Below are 19,947 nucleotides of genomic sequence, written 5' to 3'. Positions count from 1 at the left end.
CGCTCAGCGATCGAGGAAGTCGAGCACCGCCGTACGGAACGCGTCGGGCTCGTCGACCCAGGGGAAGTGACCGGCGCCCTCGAGCACCGCCGTCTCGGCATTGGGGAAGCCGCGCGCGACGGCGTGGGCGGCCTCGACGCCGGTGAGCCCGTCGCGCGAGCCGGCGACGACGAGGACCGGCGCGGTCACCTGCGAGAGCGGGCTGAGGATCGTCTGCGCGTCGAAGCCCGGCGGCGGGGCGAAGCCGAGCGTGGCGCGCGGCGACATCTGCCGGTCGGCGGACGCCGCGTGCTCCTGCACCCGGTCGTCCCAGCTGCCGTAGAAGAACGGCCGCTGCGCCTTCTCCAGCTCGGCCTGCATGCCCCGCGGGGCGTCGGCCATCTGCTGCTCGGCCTCGTGCGCCTCGGCGTACCACGGCTCGCCGGAGCGGGCCGCGCGGATCGCCGCGACGTCGGGGTGGTCGACGCCGTGCATCCGGCCGGTCGGCGTGACGAGCACCAGCGCCTCCAGCCGGTCGGCGTGCGCCGCGGCGTAGGCCATCGCGACGAGCGTGCCGGCGGAGTGCCCGAGGACGGTGACCTTGTCGACGCCGAGCTCGGCGCGCAGCGCCTCGACGTCGCCGGCCTGCGCCGGGAAGGCGAGCGTCGCCGGGTCGTCGGGGAAGGGCGAGCGACCCGAGCCGCGGCCGTCGAGCAGCGCGAGGCGACGCGACGCGCCCAGCCCTCCGAGGTCCTCCAGGTAGGCGGCCGCGCGCCCGGGGCCACCGGGCAGGCAGATGACCGTCGGGCCTTCGCCGACGAGCTCGACCGACAGGCGCGCCCGGTCGTAGGAGCTGAAGATCACGCGTCGACCAGGTCGACCGCGCGGACCTGCTCGGCGCCGATCTCGCGGGCGATCTCCTCGAGCGTCGCCGGGTCGACCCCGCCGTCGACGGTCAGCGCCATCAGCGCCTCGCCGCCCTGCGACGTGCGGGCCACCTGCATGCTCGCGATGTTGACGCCCGCGTTGCCGAGCACGTTGCCGGCGGTGCCGACGACCCCGGGCCGGTCCTCGTAGCGGAAGAAGAGCATGTGCTGGGTCGGGACCAGCTCGACGTCGAAACCGTTGACCTCGGTGACCTTCTCGACCTGGCGCGGGCCCGACAGCGTGCCGGAGACCGAGACCTCCTTGCCATCGGGCAGCGTCCCCCGGACGGTGAGCAGGTTGCGGTAGTCGGGGCTCTCCTCGGTCGTGAACAGTTGGACCTCGACGCCGCGGTCCTTGGCCAGCAACGGCGCGTTGACGTAGGAGACCTGCTCCTCGACGACGTCGGCGAAGACTCCCTTGAGGGCGGCGAGCTGCAGCACGCTGACGTCGTTGCGCGCGATCTCGCCGCGCACCTCGACGGTGATGCTGCTCGCGACGTGGCCGGCAAGGCCGGTGAAGATGCGGCCCAGCTTCTCCATCAGCGGCAGTCCGGGCCGCACGTCGGTGGCGACGCTGCCGCCCGCCTGCACGTTGACCGCGTCGGGGACGAACTCCCCCTGCAGGGCCAGCTTGACGCTGCGCGCGACGGCGAGCCCCGCCTTGTCCTGCGCCTCGACGGTCGAGGCGCCGAGGTGCGGCGTCACGACGACGTTGTCGAACTCGAACAGCGGTGACTCGGTGCACGGCTCGCTGGCGAAGACGTCGATCGCGGCGCCCCCGATCACCCCGGCCTTGAGCGCCTGCGCGAGTGCGTGCTCGTCGACGAGGCCGCCGCGCGCAGCGTTGACGAGGATCGCCGTCGGCTTCATCAGAGCCAGCTCGCGCTCGCCGATGAGGCCGAGCGTCTCCGGCGTCTTGGGCAGGTGGACCGAGACGAAGTCGCTCTCCCGCAACAGCTCGTCGAGGGTGACGAGCGTGACGCCGATCTGCGCGGCGCGGGCAGCGGGGACGTAGGGGTCGTAGGCCAGCAACCGGGTGCCGAACGCGCTCATGCGCTGCGCGAACAGCACGCCGATGCGGCCGAGGCCGACTACGCCGACGGTCTTGTCGGTGACCTCGAGCCCGGTGAACTTCGACCGCTTCCACTCCCCCGAGTGCAGGCTGGAGTTGGCGTCGGGGATGTGGCGCGCGGCGGCCAGCAGCAGCGCGACGGCGTGCTCGGCCGCGGAGACGATGTTGGACGTCGGTGCGTTGACCACGAGTACGCCGCGGGCGGTGGCCGCCTCGACGTCGACGTTGTCGAGACCGACGCCGGCGCGGGCCACCACCTGCAGGCGCTTGGCCGCGGCGAGCGCCTCGGCGTCGACCTTGGTGGCGCTGCGGACGATCAGCGCGTCGACGTCGGCGATCGCCGGCAGCAACGCCGAGCGGTCGGCGCCGTCGCAGTGGCGCACCTCGAAGTCTCCGGACAGCACCGCGAGCGCGGCCGGGGCCAGCTCCTCGGCGACGAGCACGACGGGACGAGTGGGAGCGGTCACGGGGATCCCTCGGGACGCAGCGGGAGTGTCACCGCAGAGTCTAACCGGCCGCTTGTGAAAGCTTTCACGATGTCCGCCGGATCGGTCAGGAGCGGTCCCTCGAGCGGGTGTAGCGGGCGCGCATCCGGCGGTCGGACCACACGATCGAGACGACGAGCACCAGGCCGGCGACCGCGGCGATGAGGAAGAAGATGAACGCGACGCTCGGGTAGCCGAGGATCGTCGAGGTCGAGTGCACCTGTGACAGGACGGCCGCGCCCACGACCAGCGCGGCGACCACCAGACCGGTCGCGACCCGGTTGGCCATCCGGTGCAGCCCGTCGAGGAACTCCTTCTCGTCGAAGGCCTGCACCCGCACCCGCAGGTCGCCGTCGGCGAGGGCAGCCATCACGCGGTTGACCCGGCCCGGCAGCTGCTCGACGAGGTCCTTCGTCTGCAGCATCGCCGAGAACGTGCCTTCGAGGCTCGGCCGCAGCCCGGAGCGCACGAGCGCGACCGTGTGCTCGCGCAGCACCTCGACCGGCCGGTAGTGCGGGTCGAGCGTGCGGGCGACCTCGTCGAGGCTGAGCAACGCCTTGCCGACCATCGCCAGCGCAGGCGGCGGTCGCAGGCCCGCGGCGCCGCAGACCTGGGTGAGGTGCAGGACCACGGATCCGGCCTGCATCTCCGACTGTTCGCGGGTGGCGCGATCGACGAGGTCGGCAATCTGCCGGCGCAGGAGCCGGTCGTCGTACGACGGCATCCGCTCGCACATCTCCGCGGCGATGCTCGCGACCTCGCCGCTCTTGCCCTCGGCGACGGCGAGCAGCATGCGCACGAGCCGGCCGCGCATCCGCTCGTCGAGGCGGGCCACCTGCCCCAGGTCCAGCAGCGCCAGCCGCGCATCGTCGAGCAGCAGCAGGTTGCCGGCGTGCGGATCGGCGTGGAAGAAGCCGGCGACGAGGATCTGGTCGAGGTAGCCCGCGACGAGGTCGGCGGCGAGCGTCGGCCCGTCGATGTCGGTGAGCACCACGGGGTTGAGCTCGGTGACCTTGTGGCCCCGCATCCGCTCCATCGTCAGCACCCGGCTGGTGGTCAGCCCGTCGTAGGGCCGGGGTACGACGAGCCGCGGCCGGTCGGCCACGATCTCGCCGAGCCGGACCAGGTTGGAGGCCTCGCGCCGGTAGTCGAGCTCGTCGAGCAGCGAGCGCCGGAACTCCTCCAGCAGGCCGGTCAACGCGAAGCGCGCCGCTGCCGCGGAGTGCTCGTCGAGGAACTCCGCGATCTCGCCGAGGACGTCCATGTCGTCGGCGACGGTGCGGCGTACGCCTGGCCGCTGCACCTTCACGACGACCTCGTCGCCGCTCCGCAGGACCGCCCGGTGCACCTGCCCCAGCGAGGCCGCCGCCATCGGCTTCTCGTCGAAGTCGGCGTAGGCGCGCGCGAGCCGCACCCCGAGCTCGCTGGTGACGACGTCCTCGACCTCGTCGAACGAGAACGGCTCGAGGCTGTCCTGGAGCCGGCTGAGCGCGTCGGTGTAGGTGCTGGGCAGGAGGTCCACCCGCGACGACAGCAGCTGCCCGAGCTTCACGAACGTCGGGCCCATCGCCTCCAGGTCCGCCGCGAGGTGCTCGGCGGTCTCCATCTCGCCGGGGGCGGCCTGCTCGTCGCGCAGCACCGCGTCGAGCCCGGCCGCCTGGACCACGTCGCTGCGGCCGTACTTGACCAGCAGGCGGGCGATGTCCCGGTAGCGGCGCAGGTGTCGAGGGTCGATGGTCAGGGCCACGACCCTCTGTTACCCCGTTGTGTCTACCTAGTCCTCACGGATCCAGCTCATCAGCGAGCGCAGCCGGCCGCCGACCTCCTCGATCGGGTGCTCGGCACCCTGCTGCCGCCAGGCGTTGAACTGCGGGCGACCGGCGTCGTCCTCGGCGATCCACTCACGGGCGAACGTGCCGTCCTGGATCTCCCCGAGGATCTTCTTCATCTCCTGCTTCGTCTGCGGGGTGACCACCCGCGGGCCGCGGCTGTAGTCGCCGTACTCCGCGGTGTCGGAGATCGACCAGCGCATCTTCGCCAGGCCGCCTTCGTACATCAGGTCGACGATGAGCTTGAGCTCGTGCAGGCACTCGAAGTAGGCGACCTCGGGCTGGTAGCCCGCCTCGGTCAGCGTCTCGAAACCGGCCTGCACGAGCGCGGAGGCGCCGCCGCACAGCACCGCCTGCTCGCCGAACAGGTCGGTCTCGGTCTCCTCGGTGAACGTCGTCTTGATGACGCCGGCCCGGGTGCCCCCGATGCCCTTGGCGTAGGACAGCGCAAGCGGAAGTGCCTGCCCGCCGGCGTCCTGCTCCACCGCGACCAGGCAGGGCACGCCCCGGCCCTCGACGAACTGCCGGCGCACCAGGTGGCCCGGTCCCTTGGGCGCGACCATGCAGACGTCGACGCCGCCCGGCGGCTTGATGTAGTCGAAGCGGATGTTGAACCCGTGCGCGAAGAACAGCGCGTCGCCGTCCTGCAGGTTGGGCTCGATCGCCTCGGCGTAGAGGCTGCGCTGCACGGTGTCGGGAGCGAGCACCATGACCAGGTCGGCCTGCGCGCACGCCTCGGCCGGTGTCGCGACCGGCAGGCCGTCGCTCTCGGCCTGCGCGCGGCTCTTCGAGGTCTCCGGCAGGCCGACGCGTACGTCGACGCCGGAGTCCTTGAGCGAGAGCGCGTGCGCGTGCCCCTGGCTGCCGTAGCCGAGCACGGCGACCTTGCGGCCCTGGACGAGCGAGAGGTCCGCGTCGTCGTCGTAGAAGATCTCAGCCACCGATGATCCCTTTCACTGGGTGGGTTCGCGAATGATTGTCGGTCAGGCCGTGCGCTCGGCCGGCGGCCGGTCGACCGGACGCAGCGTGCGGTCGGTGATCGAGCGCGGCCCGCGGCCGACGGCGACCATGCCCGACTGCACCAGTTCGCGGACCCCGAACGTCTCGAGCACGCGCAGGAAGGCGTCGAGCTTGTCCGAGCTGCCGGTCGCCTCGATCGTCACGGCGTCCGGCGCGACGTCGACGACCTTGGCGCGGAACAGCTGCACGGTCTCGAGCACGTGCGAGCGGGTCGCCAGGTCCGCCTTGACCTTGACCAGCAGCAGCTCGCGCTGCACCGAGGCCGACGACTCGAGCTCGACGATCTTGATGACGTTGACCAGCTTGTTGAGCTGCTTCGTCACCTGCTCGAGCGGCGACTCCTCGACGTTGACGACGATCGTCATGCGCGAGACGTCGGGGTGCTCGGTGGGACCGACCGCGAGCGACTCGATGTTGAACCCGCGGCGGGAGAACAGCGCCGCCACCCGGGCGAGCACACCGGGCTTGTTCTCCACCAGGACCGACAGCGTGTGCCTGCTCATCGTTAGTCCTCCCGGTCCCAGTCCGGCGCGGTGTCGCGCGCGATGCGGATGTCGCTGTTGCTGGTGCCGGCGGGCACCATCGGCCAGACCATCGCGTCAGGTGAGACGACGAAGTCGACGAGCACCGGCACGTCGTTGATGGCCAGCGCCTTCTCGATGACCGAGTCGACGTCACCGGCGTTGTCGCAGCGCAGGCCGACGCAGCCGTAGGCGTCGGCGAGCTTGACGAAGTCGGGCACAGGCCGGGCGCCGCGCTTGAGGTCGGTGTTGGAGTAGCGCTGGCCGTAGAACAGCGTCTGCCACTGGCGCACCATGCCGAGCGAGCCGTTGTTGATGACCGCCACCTTGATCGGGATCTTGTCCATCACGCAGGTGGCCAGCTCCTGGTTGGTCATCTGGAAGCAGCCGTCGCCGTCGATGCACCACACGATCTTGTCCGGCATGCCGAGCTTGGCGCCCATCGCGGCCGGGACGGCGTAGCCCATCGTGCCGAGGCCGCCGGAGTTGAGCCAGGTGTAGGGGTGCTCGTAGCGGATGAACTGGCTGGCCCACATCTGGTGCTGGCCGACGCCCGCGACGTAGATGGCGTCGGGACCGGTGAGCGTGCCGATGCGTTCGATCGCGTACTGCGGCGCGAGCAGACCGTCGGCCGGCTGCTCGAAGCCGAGCGGGTAGGTCTTGCGCCAGCCGTCGAGCTGGCGCCACCACGCCTCGTAGTCGCCGGTGTGGCCGTTGGCGTGCTCGGCCTGCACAGCCGTGATCAGCTCGGTCAGCGTCTCCTTCGCATCGCCCACGATCGGCACGTCGGCGACGCGGTTCTTGGAGATCTCGGCCGGGTCGATGTCGACGTGCACGATCGCCGCGTCGGGCGCGAACGTGTCGAGCTTGCCGGTGACCCGATCGTCGAACCGGGAGCCCAGCGCCACCAGCAGGTCGGCCTTCTGGAGCGCGGCCACCGCGCCCACGCCGCCGTGCATGCCGGGCATGCCCATGTGCAGCGGGTGCGAGTCGGGGAACGCGCCCCGGGCCATCAGCGTCGTGACGACCGGGATGCCGGTCAGCTCGGCGAGCTGGCGCAGCTCGTCGGACGCGTGGGCCTTGAGGATGCCCCCACCGACGTAGAGCACCGGGCGCTTGGCCTCGACCATGAGCCGCGCCGCCTCGCGCACCTGCTTGCCGTGCGGCTTGGTCACCGGGTGATAGCCGGGCAGGTCCATCTCGACCGGCCAGCGGAACGTCGTCGACGCCGTCAGCGCGTCCTTGGTGATGTCGACGAGCACCGGTCCGGGCCGCCCGGTCGACGCGACGTGGAACGCCTCGGCGATGACCCGCGGGATGTCGTCGGCGCGCTGCACCAGCCAGTTGTGGGTGGTGATCGGCATCGTGCTGCCGCAGATGTCGGCTTCCTGGAAGGCATCCGACCCGATCGCTGCCGAGGGCACCTGGCCCGTGATCGCCACGATCGGCACGGAGTCCATCCACGCGTCGGCGATCGGCGTGACGAGGTTGGTGGCGCCCGGGCCGGACGTCGCCATGCACACGCCCACCCGGCCGGTGGCCTGCGCGTAGCCGGTGGCCGCGTGGCCCGCCCCCTGCTCGTGGCGGACGAGCACGTGCCGCAGCTTCGTGGAGTCGAAGAGCGGGTCGTACGCCGGCAGGATGGCCCCTCCGGGGATGCCGAAGACGACCTCGACGCCGACTGCCTCGAGGGCACGCACCAACGACTGGGCTCCGGTGATCTGGTCGGTCATGACTGGCTTCCTGCTCGAGGGTTCATACGGGCAACAAAAAACCCCTCGTGCAGAGCACGGAGGGGTAGCGCGCGGGCGGACGAGGTCAGCCGGCGCGCTGCATAACTACGAGAATGCGGGTTCGCACCCTTCGACGTTGACGCATACACGGCCGGCTTGTCAACCGCCGAGGCGAGATGGCGTCTCGCCGGTCGAGACGCTCGTCTCATGGTGAGCTGTCGGCAGCGGCGTCTGGACGGGGAGCGCGTCGAGCCCGTCGATGCTGTGGGTGTTGTGTCGCAACCGGTAGTCGACGAGTGTCGCGTCGTCCTTGCGGTCGGTCCACTGGTCGAGCAGGTCCCGCTCTCCCTGGAAGGCCAGGATCGGGAGGCCGTAGCCGCAGGAGTCGGAGACCCGCTGCACGTCGACGACGACGATGGCCCGGGCGCCCCGGTGGTCCGGGAAGCGAGCCGCGAGGCCTGGCCAGTCGCCGTCGTCGGGGACGACCAACCGGCCGGTGCCGTGCAGCCGCAGCACCTTGGGCGGCCCGTCGAAGGAGCAGAACATCACGGTGATGCGGCCGTTGTCGCGCAAGTGCGCGGCGGTCTCGGCGCCGCTGCCGGTCAGGTCGAGGTAGCCGACCCTGCGCTCGTCGAACACCACGAACGTGCCGGGCGTGCCTTTCGGCGAGACGTTGACGTGGCCGTCGCCCCCGCTCGGGGCGGTCGCGACGAAGAACACGTGTTGCGCGGCGATGAACGCACGCAGCCGCGCGTCGATGCCGTCGTACGTCTTGGCCACGGTAACCAAGGCTATCCCGACTGCTGCTGCGGTGTGGCCTGACGATCTCCGCGAGCGGTCAGTCGGTGACCGCGCCTTGGGCGGCCGAGCCGACGAGCTTGGCGTACTTGGCGAGCACGCCGGTCTCGTAGCGCGCCGGCAGCGGCTTCCAGTCGGCCCGGCGCCGCTCGAGCTCGGCCTCGTCGACGAGCAGGTCGAGGGTGCGCTCGCTGATGTCGATGCGGATGCGGTCGCCGTCCTGCACGAGCGCGATCGGCCCGCCGTGCGCGGCCTCGGGGGCGACGTGGCCGACGCACAGGCCCGTCGTACCGCCGGAGAAGCGACCGTCGGTGAGCAGCAGCACGTCCTTGCCGAGCCCGGCACCCTTGATGGCCCCGGTGACCGCGAGCATCTCGCGCATGCCGGGCCCGCCCTTCGGGCCCTCGTTGCGGATGACGATGACGTCGCCGGCCTGCAGCGACCCGCCGGTGACCGCGTCCATCGCGCCCTGCTCGTAGTCGAAGACCCGCGCGGGGCCCTCGAAGACCGCCCGGTCGAATCCCGCGGTCTTGACGACCGCGCCGTCGGGGGCGAGCGACCCGCGCAGGATCGTGAGCCCGCCGGTCTTGTGCATCGGCTTGTCGCGGGCGCGGATGATCGCGCCGTCGGGGTCGGGCGGGGCGATGTCGGCGAGGTTCTCCGCGACGGTCCGCCCGGTGACCGTGAGCGCGTCACCGTGCAGCAGACCGGCGTCGAGCAGCGCCTTCATGACGACCGGTACGCCGCCGATGCGGTCGAAGTCGGCCATGACGTAACGCCCGAACGGCTTCATGTCGGCCAGATGCGGCACCCGGTCGCCGACGCGGTTGAAGTCGTCGAGGGTGAGGTCGACCCCGGCGTCGTGCGCGATCGCGAGCAGGTGCAGCACCGCGTTGGTCGAGCCGCCGAGCGCCATGACGACGCTGATGGCGTTCTCGAACGCCGGCTTGGTCATGATCTGGCGCGCGGTGATGCCGCGGTCGATCAGGGCGACCACCGCCTCTCCCGACCGCCGGGCGAAGCCGTCGCGGCGTCGGTCCGGCGCGGGCGGCGACGCGCTGCCGGGCAGCGACATGCCGAGAGCCTCGGCGGCGCTGGCCATCGTGTTGGCGGTGTACATGCCGCCGCAGGCACCCTCGACGGGGCAGAACGCCCGCTCGACCGCGTCGACCTCCTCCCTGGTGATCAGGCCGCGGGCGCAGGCACCGACCGCCTCGAACGCGTCGATGATCGTGATGTTGTCACGGTCGCCGACGTGACCGGCCAGCGTCGTCCCGGCGTAGAGGAACACGGCTGCAAGGTCGAGCCTGGCCGCGGCCATCAGCATGCCCGGCAGCGACTTGTCGCAGCCGGCGAGCAGCACCGAGCCGTCGAACCGCTCGGCCATCGTGACGGTCTCGACCGAGTCGGCGATGACCTCACGCGAGACCAGCGAGAAGTGCATGCCCTCGTGACCCATCGAGATGCCGTCGGACACCGAGATCGTGCCGAACTCCAGCGGGTAGCCGCCGGCCGCGTGCACGCCCTCCTTAGCCGACTGCGCCAGCCGGTCGAGGGACAGGTTGCACGGGGTGATCTCGTTCCACGACGACGCGATGCCGATCTGCGGCTTGTCCCAGTCGTCGTCGGTCATGCCGACCGCGCGCAACATGCCGCGGGCGGCGGCCTTCTCCAGCCCGTCGGTGACGTCGCGGCTGCGGGGCTTGCGGTCCGGCTTGCTCATACAAGGGACTTTACGGCGCATGGAACGATCACCCGCCATGGGGAAGTTCGACTTCGAGAGCCTCGACGGCACCCGGGTGCGCGGGTGGCGCAACGACGGCACGGGCGTCCCCGTCGTCATCAGCAACGGCCTCGGCACGTCTCCCGAGGCGTGGCCGGCCCTCTGTCGCGGGGACAGCGGCTTCCGGGTCTGCACGTGGTACTACCGCGGCACCGGCGGCGGGGGCCGGCCGCAGGACCCGGGCCGGGTCCGCATCGACGACCACGTCGGTGACCTGCTCGCGCTGATGGATCACGAAGGGATCGAGCGGGCGATCGTGCCGTGCTGGTCGATGGGCGTGAGCGTCGGCTTCGAGTTCGCCCGGCAACACCCGGACCGGGTCGCCGGCCTCATGGCGGTCGCCGGGGTCCCGGGCGGGATGTTCCAGGCGATGTTCGGGCTCATGCGGGTGCCGCGCGCGATCCGGCACGACAGCGGCGTCGCCGCGGCCCGCGCCATGCGGGCGGTCGGACCGGCCCTCAACGCGCTGGCCCGCACGATCCCGCTGAACACGGCGACCGCCAGCGTCATCAACCACTCGGGTTTCCTGCTGCCCGCCGCGAGACCGGAGCGGCTGATCCCGGCCCTGCGGGAGTTCCGCACGCACGACTTCCGCTGGTACTTCACGCTCGCCCTCGGCGCGCAGGACCACGCGCCGATCGACCTGACGACGCTCGAGATGCCGGTGACGATGGTGGCCGGGCGCTACGACGTGCTCACGTTCGTCGGCGACATGGTCGAGGCGGCGGCGCAGATCCCGCACGCGGAGATCAAGATCCTGCCGGGCTCGCACTTCCTGCCGCTGGAGTACCCCGACGAGATCGCCCGCTGGGTCGGCGAGCTCGCCGACCGCAGCGACCTGCGATGAGTTCCTGATCCAGGCGACGTCCAAATCGCTGTGCGCCGTACCGCGCGTGCGGTCTACTACACGACGCCTCTACCTCCCCGGGGGAAACGCCACATGTCCGACACCGTCGCCTCCGGCACGCTCGCGCGCGTCGCCGACTGGGTCCTCCACCACCGCCGGCTGGTCACGGCCTTCTGGATCGTCGCCTTCCTGGCGGGCGCGGCGGGCGCGAGCCACGTCTCGAACCGGCTGACCGTCGACTTCTCGCTGCCCGGCCAGCCCGGCTACGAGACGGCGAAGCAGATCGTGCACGACTACGGCAACGGCGGCCTGACCGATCCGTCGCTCGTGACGGTCACCGGGCCGACCGGTGCCGGGCTCGATGACCAGGCGGTCGCCGGCGCCTTCGACCGGCTGCGAGCCGCCCGTCCCGACCTGCGTGTCGTCGACTTCGCGACCACCCACGACGCGGTCTTCCGCACGACCGGCGGGCATACGACGTACGCCATGGTCTTCGCGCCGATGCCGGCCAGCTTCTCGGCGAAGCTGCCGTCCGAGGCGGCGGCCGGGATCGTGCGCGGCGCGCTGCCGCCCGGCTACACGGTGGGGGCGACCGGCCTCGGCGAGCTGGCGACCGGTGGCCACACCGAGGGCCCGGGCGTGCTGGTGGAGACGCTGTTCGGCGGGCTCGGCGCGCTGGCGGTGCTCGCCTTCGTGTTCGCCTCGCTGCTGGCGTTCGTACCGCTGCTGATCGCCGCGGTCGCCATCACGTCGACGCTGCTCGTCGTCCTGGGGCTGACCTACCTCGTCGACGTGTCGTTCATCGTGCAGTTCCTCGTCTCGCTGATCGGGCTCGGCGTCGCGATCGACTACTCGCTGCTCGTGGTGACACGCTGGCGGGAGGAGCGGCAACGGGGCGCCGACAACCACACGGCCGTGCGCACGGCGATGGCGACGGCCGGCCGCGCGGTGCTGCTGTCGGGACTCACCGTCGCGATCGGCCTGCTCGCGCTCGTCGTGCTGCCGGCGCCCGGTCTGCGCAGCGTGGGCTACGGCGGCATGCTGATCCCGCTGGTCTCGACCGCCGTCACCCTGACGCTGCTGCCGGCGATGCTCGGCGGCATCGGGCCGCGGGTGGACTGGCCGCGGATCCGCCACGAGGACGCCGCGAGCCGTGGCTGGACCGCCTGGGCGCGGACCGTCGTGCGCGGACGCTGGGTGGCCGCCGGCGCCGCGCTCGCCGTCCTCGCCGTGCTGATCGTCCCGGTCTTCTCCCTGACCACCGGTGAGACCGGGGTGGACGCGCTGGCCAAGACCGGGCCGGCTCATGCGGCCTACCAGCGCCTGCAGGACGGCGGGGTGCCCGGCGGCGTCCTCACGCCGCTCGAGGTGCTCGTCGACCGCGGCCACGCCCAGGCCGCTGCCGACCGCCTCGCGAAGGTGCCGGGCATCGTGAGCGTTGCGGTCCCGACCGACGCGAGCAGCAACCGCGACGGCACCACGATCGTGCTCGGCATCGCTCGCGACGCCACGGTCAACAACCTCACGATCGGCCCGGTCAAGGCGGCTCGCGACGCCCTCGACGGGATGCCCGGCGTCGTGGGGATCGCCGGCGACGGTGCGGTCCAGCTCGACTACCAGCACGCGGTCTTCGGCAACTTCCCGCTGATGTTCGCCATCATCGCGCTGCTGACGTTCCTGCTGCTGGCACGGGCGTTCCGGTCGATCGTGCTGCCGCTCAAGGCGATCGCGCTCAACCTCGTCTCGATGGCGGCGACGTTCGGGCTCATGACGTGGTTCTGGCAGCAGGGCCACGGGTCCGACGCCGTCTTCGGCATCGCGGGCACGGGGGCGATCACGTTCTGGGTGCCGCTGATGGTCTTCGCGTTCCTGTTCGGCCTTTCGATGGACTACGAGGTCTTCATCCTGGCCCGCATGCGCGAGGCGGTGGACCGCGGCGCGTCGACCGACGAAGCCGTGATCGAGGGGTTGGGTCGCACCGGGCGGCTGGTGACCAGCGCCGCGCTGATCCTGTTCCTGGCGTTCGCCTCGCTGGCGTCGGCGCCGCAGACCGACCTGAAGGTGATGGCCACCGGCCTCGGCGCCGGCATCCTGCTCGACGCGACGATCGTGCGGGCGCTGCTGCTGCCGGCGCTGGTCAGCCTGTTCGGTCGCTGGAACTGGTGGTTCCCGTCGCCGCTCGCCCGGCTACTGCGCGTGCGAGAGGTGCCCACCCCGCCGGCCCACGAGCTCGTCGGTACCGCCGGCCGGTCTGCCTAGTAGTCCTCCCACAGGCCCGCTCCCCTGAAGGGCACGACCTCGCCGTCGTCCTCACCGGTCGGCACCAGCCGCAGGCGTGGCGCGAGGACGGTCTGCCGCTCACCTGCGTCGACCTCCACCCACCAGTGCTCCAGGTAGCGACCGGCGTCCGCGAACCGGGCGGGGCCGCGGGCCGCGACGTCGCCCAGGATGCCCAGGCCGCGGGGCGAGACGCCGACCATCAGCACCAGGGCCTCGGGCAGGGTCAGGCGGGCGGCGGCCCGGTCGTCGAACGTCTCGACGAACAGCACCGGCGCCGCGACCCGCGCCAGCTCACGCAGCCGGGCCAGCTGCTCGTCGTCGTGGGCCCGCTGAGCCCGGCGCCCCAACCGGCGCCACTCCCGGCGGCTGAGCACGTGGTCGGGCGCCGCGAAGGGTCGTTGCATCCTCATCACACGGCCCCCTCCGTGCTCGGATCGCCGGAACCTACCGCCGATCGGCCGGAGACGCCATGGCCATCCTCAGCTGCCGGACAGGCGCTCCAGGATCATCCGGCTCACCCGGGCGGCGTCGGCCTGGCCCTTGGTCGCCTTCATGACCGCGCCGACCAGCGGGCCGACCGCCTTGGCGTTGCCGGCCCTGATCTTCTCGGCCACGTCCGGCTGCGCGGCGATCGCCTCGTCGATGGCCGCGTCGAGCGCACCGGTGTCGGACACGACCCGAAGGCCGCGGGCCTCGATCACCCGCTCCGGCTCGCCCTCGCCGGCGAGCACGCCCTCGACGACCTGCCGAGCCAGCGCCGCCGTCAGCGTGCCCGTGGCCACCAGGCCGGCCACGCGGGCGACCTGCGCCGCCGTGATGGCGAGATCGGCCGGCTCGATGCCGCGCTCGTTGGCCTGACCCACCAGGTAGCCGAGCCACCAGCCACGGGCGTCGTCGGCCGACGCCCCCTCCGCCACCGTGGCCGCGACGAGGTCGAGCACGCCCGCGTTGGTCATCTGCTCCATGTCGAGGTCGCTGTAGCCGAACTCGGAGCGCAGCCGCGCCCGCCGGGCCGCGGGCAGCTCCGGCAGCGTGGCCCGCAGCTCCTCGACCCACTCGCGGGCAGGAGCGAGGGGCACCAGGTCGGGCTCGGGGAAGTAGCGGTAGTCCTCCGCAGTCTCCTTGCTCCGCCCGGAGGTCGTGATGCCGGTGTCCTCGTGCCAGTGCCGGGTCTCCTGCACCACCCGGCCGCCCGACTCGAGCACCGCCGCCTGCCGCTCGACCTCGTGCCGGACCGCCCGCTCGACCGACCTCAGGGAGTTGACGTTCTTGGTCTCGCTGCGGGTGCCGAGCCGCTGCTCGCCGCGCGGTCGCAGCGAGACGTTGACGTCGCAGCGCAGCGACCCCTGCTCCATGCGTACGTCGGATACGCCGAGCGTCCGCAGCAGGTCGCGCAGCTCGGCGACGTAGGCCCGCGCGACCTCCGCGCCCGCCCCGACGACCGGCCGGGTGACGATCTCGACCAGCGGGATCCCGGCCCGGTTGTAGTCGACCAGCGAGTGGTCGGCGCCGTGGATGCGCCCGGTCGCGCCGCCCACGTGCAGGGTCTTGCCGGTGTCCTCCTCGAGGTGCACCCGCTCGATGTCGACCCGCCAGGTGCGCCCGCCGACCTCGACGTCGAGGTGCCCGTCGGTGCACAGCGGCTCGTCGTACTGCGAGATCTGGAAGTCCTTCGGCATGTCCGGGTAGAAGTAGTTCTTCCGCGCGAACCGGCACCACGACGCGATGTCGCAGCCGAGCGCCAGGCCGATGAGGACCGTCGAGCGGATCGCCGCCTCGTTGGTGACCGGCAGCGAGCCGGGCAGCCCGAGGCAGGTCGGGCACACCTGCGTGTTGGGCTCCGCGCCGAACGTCGTCGCGCACCCGCAGAACATCTTCGACGCGGTGCCCAGCTCGACGTGGGTCTCGAGGCCCAGCACGGGCTCCCAGCGCGTCAGCACGTCGTCGTAGGCCGGAAGGGCTGTCGTCGTCACGCGGATCCTCTCCCGGAGTGGCGGCGGTCCTCGGCCCGGACCAGGAACAGTGTCAGCGCGACGAGCCCGGCGAGGGCGCCGAGCGCCAGCGCCGCCACCGAGACCACGAGGACGCCGAGCAGGAGCAGCGCGACGGCGAGGACGGCGGACACGGCCCGCACGAGGTCGGCGTCGACCCCACGACCGAGGACGTTCACAGCGCCGGCGCCTCGTCGAGCAGCGGGTGGCTCCACCGGTCGAGCAGCGCGGCCTCGACGGCGGCGGCTACGCGGTACATCCGCTCGTCGGCCAGCGCGGGTGCCATGACCTGGAACCCGACCGGCAGCCCGTCGTCGGAGCGACCGCACGGGATCGACATCGCCGCTCCACCGGCGAGGTTGGCCGGGATCGTGCACAGGTCGGCGAGGTACATCGCGAGCGGGTCGGCGAGCCGCTCACCGAGCGGGAACGCCGTGGTCGGTGTCGTCGGCGAGACCAGCACGTCGGCCTGCTCGTAGGCCGCGGCGAAGTCGCGACTGATCAGCGTGCGCACCTTCTGCGCCGAGCCGTAGTAGGCGTCGTAGTAGCCGGCGGACAGCGCATAGGTGCCGAGGATGATCCGGCGCTTGACCTCGTCGCCGAAACCGGCGTCGCGGGTGCGTGCCATCACTTCCTCGGCGCTGGCCTCGCCGTCGTCGCCGACGCGCAGGCCGTAGCGCATGCCGTCGAAGCGGGCCAGGTTGCTCGACGCCTCGCTCGGCGCGATGAGGTAGTAGGCGGCGAGTGCGTAGGCGAAGTGCGGGCACGACACCTCGACAACGCTTGCTCCCAGCTCCTCCAGCAGGGCAACGGTTTCCGCGAACCGCGCCTCGACCCCCGGCTGGTAGCCCTCGCCGGCGAACTCGCGAACGACTCCGACCCGCATGCCGCTGACGTCGGCAGCGCGCGCCGCCTCGACGACGGGGGGCACCGGCGCGTCGATGCTGGTGCCGTCGAGCGGGTCGTGACCGGCGATGAGCTCGTGCAGCAGCGCCGCGTCGAGCACCGTCCGGGCGCACGGGCCGGCCTGGTCGAGGCTGGAGGAGAACGCCACGAGCCCGTAGCGGCTGACCCCGCCGTAGGTCGGCTTGGCACCGACGGTGCCCGTCACCGCGGCCGGCTGACGGATGGAGCCGCCGGTGTCGGTGCCGATCGCGAGCGGTGCCTCGTAGGCCGCGACGGCAGCCGCCGAACCGCCACCGGACCCACCGGGGATCCGCTCGAGGTCCCACGGGTTGCGCGTGGGCCCGAACGCCGAGTGCTCCGTCGACGAGCCCATCGCGAACTCATCCATGTTGGTCTTGCCGAGGATGACGACGCCGGCCTCCTTGAGCCGGCGCACGACGGTGGCGTCGTACGGCGGTCGCCAGCCCTCGAGGATCCGCGAGCCGCAGGTCGTCGGGACGCCCTTCTGGGTGAGCACGTCCTTGAGGGCGAGCGGGACGCCCGCGAGCGGCGAGGGCAGCGGGTCGCCCGCGGCGCGCCGGTCGTCGACCGCGCGGGCGGCGCTCAGCGCACCCTCGGCGTCGACGTGCAGGAACGCGTGGACGCGCTCGTCGACCGCGGCGATGCGGTCGAGGTGCGCCTGGGTGACCTCGACCGAGGAGACCTCGCCGGCGGCGATCCACCGGCTCAGCTCGTCGGCGGTCAGCCGGACCAGGTCCGTCACGTCGACCGTCCCGGGGCGCTGCCGTCGCGGCCGGCGTTCACTCTTCCTCCAGGATCCGGGGCACCCGGAAGCGGTCGTGCTCGGCGTCCGGCGCACCGGCGAGCACCTGCTCGCGCGGCAGCGACGGCCGCACCTCGTCGGGCCGGAAGACGTTGCTGAGCGGCACCGGGTGCGACGTCGGCGGGATGTCGTCGTCGACGACCTCAGCGACCCGCGCCACCGCCTGCAGAATCACGTCGAGCTGCGCCGGCATGCGGTCGAGTTCGTCGTCGGTCATCGCGATGCGCGCTAGTCCCGCCAGGTGCGCGACCTCGGCTCGGGTGATGCCTGCCACGCGCGTCAGTCTAGGTGGGCCCCGACAGACGCCACTCTGCTCAACCAGGCGGTGACCTCGTCGGCGGGCAGCGCGTCGGAGACGTACCACCCCTGCACCGCGTCGCAGCCGAGCACGGCCAGCCGGTCCCAGGCGTCGCTGTCCTCGACGCCTTCGGCGACGACGCGTACGCCGAGGGCGCTGCCCAGATCGACGATCGTGCGCACGATCGCCGCGTCGCCGGCGTGCGCGGCCATCCGGTGCACGAACGACCGGTCGACCTTGATCTCCGACACCGGCAGCTGGGTGAGGTGCACCAATGACGAGTAGCCGGTGCCGAAGTCGTCGAGCGACACGCCCACGCCGAGCGCCGCCAGCCGGTGCAGGGTCTCCCCCGCCCGGGCCAGGTCGCTCATCAGCACGCTCTCGGTCACCTCGAGCGCCAATGCGTTGCCCGGGACGCCGTGGCGGGCGATGCACTCCCCGACGACCTCGGCGAGGTGACCGTCGTAGAGGTCGCGCGCACTGACGTTGACCGCGACCGGCACCCGCACACCGGTCTGCCACCAGCGCGCCGCCTGCGCGGTCGCCGCGTCGAGCACGTAGGGCGTGATCACGCGAGTGAGCCCGGCCTGCTCGGCCATCGGCAGGAACTCCGCCGCGCTCAGCAGACCGCGGGTCGGGTGCGGCCAGCGCAGCAGTGCCTCGACGCCGCTGACCGCACCGTCGCGCAGGTCGATCTTCGGTTGGTAGTGGACGACGACCTCACCGCGGGCCAAGGCCTCGCGCAGCTCGCCGAGCATCTCCAGCCGCGCAGCCGAGTGGCGGTCACGGTCGGGCGCGTAGACCTCGACACCGGACCCGGTCTCCTTGGCGAGGTACATCGCGACGTCGGCCCGCTGCAGCAACGCGGCCACGTCGTCACCGTGCTGCGGGCACAGCGCGATGCCGACGGAGACGTCGACGTCGAACGTCAGCTCGCCCCGGCGGAACGGCTCGGACAACGCGCGCCGCATCCGCTGCGCGACGTCGAGGGCGCGACCCGGGTGGTCGATGGCCGGCAGCAGCACGGCGAACTCGTCGCCGCCGAGCCGGGCCACCGTGTCGTGCGGGCGCACGGTCGCGATCAGCCGGCTCGCCACCTGCTGCAGCAGGTCGTCGCCGACCTGGTGGCCGAGGGTGTCGTTGACCTCCTTGAACCGGTCGAGGTCCAGCAACAGCAGGGCGGCCGTGCGGTGACCGGCGAGAGCTGCGGCCAGCTGCTCGTCGGCGCGCTGCAGCAGCAGCTTGCGGTTGGGCAGCCCGGTCAGCGCGTCGTGCATCGCCTGGTGGTCCCGATCGACCGAGACGGCGGCCGTCGTGTAGACGGCGACGAGCGGCAGCGCGAGCAGCGGCACCAGGGCCGGCCCGTGGTCGACGACGACCACGACGACCGGCGCCAGGCCGAGCAGCGTGCCGGCGGTGGCGGCGCGGGACCGGATGTCGGCACGCACCGCGGCACGCACGGCGCTCCCGTCGTAGGCCGCGATCGCCCGGCCGACGAGGATCTCGCTGACGAGGAAGCAGCAGGTGCCGGCCACCAGGATCGCCGGCAGGTCGGCGCCCGCCGGCACCTCGGGGTGCGCGGGCGAGCCGAGGCTCCCGGCCAGTACGAGGACGATGGCGGCGGAGCACCAGGCGAGGGCCTGCTGCCCGACATCGAAGGCTGAGCGCCACACCGGACGGCGGCGGGCCAGGTCGGCGGCCACGGTGGCTACCCCCTGCACGAGCAACGCGGTCGGCAGGCCCCAGTGGATCAGCAGCGCGAAGACGAACGCCGAGGACAGCGGCAGCCCGCCGGCCTGCTTGGTGCGCGGTGTCACGAGCGGGCGGATCTCGGCCAGCGCGACGAGCGCGGCCAGCACGACCAGGCTCCAGCCCATCCGGCGCAGGTCGGCCGGCGCCAGCCGCGTGAGGGCGGCCACGGTCAGCAGCAGGCCGGCGCCCGCGGTGAGCCCGACGTGCCGCGCGAAGCTGGGACGTCGGGCGCGCACGCCTGCGAGTGTCCGGCACCGCGTCGCGCTTGACCGGCCAGCGGAATCCGGCGAGCCGCGGACGAATGCCGCATATCCGGCGGCTCAGCCCTCCGGGGGGCGGGCCACGGCCGCGGCGGCCTCGGGGCCGTCGCGCAGGAGCACCCGCAGACCGTCGTCGTCGAGCACGGGCACACCGAGCTGGACCGCCTTGTCGTACTTCGAGCCGGGTGCGTCGCCGACGACGACGAACGTCGTCTTCTTGCTGACCGAACCGGCGACCTTGCCGCCCCTGGCCTGCACCGCCTCGGTCGCCGAGTCGCGCGAGTGCGAGGCCAGGGAGCCGGTGATGACCACCGTCACGCCCTCCAGCGGGCGCGGCCCGGCCTCCTCTCGCTCCTCGCTCATCCGCACGCCGGCAGCCCGCCACTTGTCGACGATCGCGCGATGCCAGTCGACGGCGAACCAGTCGAGCAGCGACTGGGCGATCGTCGGCCCGACGCCCTCCACCTCGGACAACGTCTCGAGGCTCGCCGTCGCGATCGCCTCGAGGTCCCCGAACTCGCGAGCGAGCGGGCGAGCCACCTCCGGGCCGACGTGCCGGATCGACAGCGCGACCAGCACCCGCCACAGCGGCTGTTCCTTGGCCCGCTGCAGCTGGTCGAGCAGCCGGCGGGCGTTGGCCGACA

Annotated in this window: 16 protein-coding genes and 1 pseudogene; 2 read left to right on the top strand and 15 right to left on the bottom strand. The window is 72.3% G+C overall.

The window, feature by feature from the left end; all coding sequences use genetic code 11:
• Positions 1 to 3 precede the first annotated feature (3 nt).
• The 8 genes and pseudogenes from VFJ21_12370 to ilvD form a co-directional block, all read right to left on the bottom strand.
• Entirely contained in the window at positions 4 to 843 is an 840-nt protein-coding gene (locus tag VFJ21_12370; GenBank protein HET7407914.1) for an alpha/beta hydrolase, read from the bottom strand.
• Complete coding sequence (gene serA / locus VFJ21_12365; GenBank protein HET7407913.1) at positions 840 to 2,420, bottom strand: phosphoglycerate dehydrogenase; 1,581 nt, start codon at positions 2,418 to 2,420, stop codon at positions 840 to 842. The genes VFJ21_12370 and serA overlap by 4 nt, the downstream gene beginning before the upstream one ends.
• Before the next feature lie 109 nt (positions 2,421 to 2,529).
• Positions 2,530 to 4,209, bottom strand: coding sequence for an AarF/UbiB family protein (locus VFJ21_12360; GenBank protein ID HET7407912.1), 1,680 nt, complete (start codon positions 4,207 to 4,209; stop codon positions 2,530 to 2,532).
• Between the two features lie 27 nt (positions 4,210 to 4,236).
• The gene (gene ilvC / locus VFJ21_12355) at positions 4,237 to 5,232 is read right to left on the bottom strand and encodes a ketol-acid reductoisomerase (protein HET7407911.1); all 996 of its coding nucleotides are present in this window, start codon (positions 5,230 to 5,232) and stop codon (positions 4,237 to 4,239) included.
• Between the two features lie 42 nt (positions 5,233 to 5,274).
• Complete coding sequence (ilvN, locus tag VFJ21_12350) at positions 5,275 to 5,814, bottom strand: acetolactate synthase small subunit (protein ID HET7407910.1); 540 nt, start codon at positions 5,812 to 5,814, stop codon at positions 5,275 to 5,277.
• Between the two features lie 2 nt (positions 5,815 to 5,816).
• A pseudogene (locus VFJ21_12345) lies at positions 5,817 to 7,580 on the bottom strand (acetolactate synthase large subunit).
• Positions 7,581 to 7,724: 144 nt separating this feature from the next.
• A complete protein-coding gene (locus VFJ21_12340) occupies positions 7,725 to 8,345 on the bottom strand; it encodes a pyridoxamine 5'-phosphate oxidase family protein (GenBank protein HET7407909.1) in 621 nt (206 codons plus the stop codon).
• A gap of 58 nt (positions 8,346 to 8,403) precedes the next feature.
• Positions 8,404 to 10,086, bottom strand: a complete 1,683-nt coding sequence (ilvD, locus tag VFJ21_12335) for a dihydroxy-acid dehydratase (GenBank protein HET7407908.1) — start codon at positions 10,084 to 10,086, stop codon at positions 8,404 to 8,406.
• 19 nt (positions 10,087 to 10,105) lie between these two features.
• Here ilvD and VFJ21_12330 point away from each other — a divergent pair, with 19 nt between their 5' ends.
• Together VFJ21_12330 and VFJ21_12325 are read left to right on the top strand one after the other, a co-directional pair.
• A complete protein-coding gene (locus tag VFJ21_12330; GenBank protein HET7407907.1) occupies positions 10,106 to 10,993 on the top strand; it encodes an alpha/beta hydrolase in 888 nt (295 codons plus the stop codon).
• Positions 10,994 to 11,086: 93 nt separating this feature from the next.
• Positions 11,087 to 13,252 carry an MMPL family transporter gene (locus VFJ21_12325; GenBank protein ID HET7407906.1) on the top strand — a complete coding sequence of 722 codons (2,166 nt, stop codon included), beginning with the start codon at positions 11,087 to 11,089 and terminating at the stop codon, positions 13,250 to 13,252.
• Here VFJ21_12325 and VFJ21_12320 read toward each other — a convergent pair.
• The 7 genes from VFJ21_12320 to VFJ21_12290 all read right to left on the bottom strand — a co-directional run.
• Positions 13,249 to 13,677: a hypothetical protein gene (locus VFJ21_12320; GenBank protein ID HET7407905.1), complete on the bottom strand. Its 429-nt coding sequence runs from the start codon at positions 13,675 to 13,677 to the stop codon at positions 13,249 to 13,251. The genes VFJ21_12325 and VFJ21_12320 overlap by 4 nt on opposite strands.
• 75 nt (positions 13,678 to 13,752) lie before the next feature.
• Positions 13,753 to 15,252 (bottom strand): Asp-tRNA(Asn)/Glu-tRNA(Gln) amidotransferase subunit GatB, encoded by a 1,500-nt coding sequence (gene gatB / locus VFJ21_12315; GenBank protein HET7407904.1) that lies wholly within the window; start codon positions 15,250 to 15,252, stop codon positions 13,753 to 13,755.
• A complete protein-coding gene (locus VFJ21_12310; protein ID HET7407903.1) occupies positions 15,243 to 15,443 on the bottom strand; it encodes a hypothetical protein in 201 nt (66 codons plus the stop codon). The genes gatB and VFJ21_12310 overlap by 10 nt, the downstream gene beginning before the upstream one ends.
• Positions 15,440 to 16,933, bottom strand: coding sequence for an Asp-tRNA(Asn)/Glu-tRNA(Gln) amidotransferase subunit GatA (gene gatA, locus VFJ21_12305; GenBank protein ID HET7407902.1), 1,494 nt, complete (start codon positions 16,931 to 16,933; stop codon positions 15,440 to 15,442). Before gatA ends, VFJ21_12310 begins: the two co-directional genes overlap by 4 nt.
• 37 nt (positions 16,934 to 16,970) lie before the next feature.
• Positions 16,971 to 17,267, bottom strand: a complete 297-nt coding sequence (gene gatC / locus VFJ21_12300; GenBank protein HET7407901.1) for an Asp-tRNA(Asn)/Glu-tRNA(Gln) amidotransferase subunit GatC — start codon at positions 17,265 to 17,267, stop codon at positions 16,971 to 16,973.
• 5 nt (positions 17,268 to 17,272) lie between these two features.
• Positions 17,273 to 19,279, bottom strand: coding sequence for an EAL domain-containing protein (locus VFJ21_12295; protein ID HET7407900.1), 2,007 nt, complete (start codon positions 19,277 to 19,279; stop codon positions 17,273 to 17,275).
• A gap of 84 nt (positions 19,280 to 19,363) precedes the next feature.
• Positions 19,364 to 19,947 (bottom strand): helix-hairpin-helix domain-containing protein (locus tag VFJ21_12290; GenBank protein ID HET7407899.1); only part of this gene is annotated, 584 nt, incomplete at its 5' end.

It is taken from the genome of Mycobacteriales bacterium (assembly GCA_035690485.1).
GTDB lineage: Bacteria > Actinomycetota > Actinomycetes > JAFAQI01 > DASSKL01 > DASSKL01.
Note: the sequence above shows the minus strand (reverse complement) of the source record. Positions and strands in the feature narration are given on the sequence as shown.

Coding starts and splice junctions, on each gene's coding strand:
- ilvN (HET7407910.1), bottom strand. CDS start 5,814: ATGAGCAGGCACACGCTGTCGGTCCTGGTGGAGAACAAGCCCGGTGTG.
- ilvD (HET7407908.1), bottom strand. CDS start 10,086: ATGAGCAAGCCGGACCGCAAGCCCCGCAGCCGCGACGTCACCGACGGG.
- VFJ21_12330 (HET7407907.1), top strand. CDS start 10,106: ATGGAACGATCACCCGCCATGGGGAAGTTCGACTTCGAGAGCCTCGAC.
- VFJ21_12325 (HET7407906.1), top strand. CDS start 11,087: ATGTCCGACACCGTCGCCTCCGGCACGCTCGCGCGCGTCGCCGACTGG.
- VFJ21_12320 (HET7407905.1), bottom strand. CDS start 13,677: ATGCAACGACCCTTCGCGGCGCCCGACCACGTGCTCAGCCGCCGGGAG.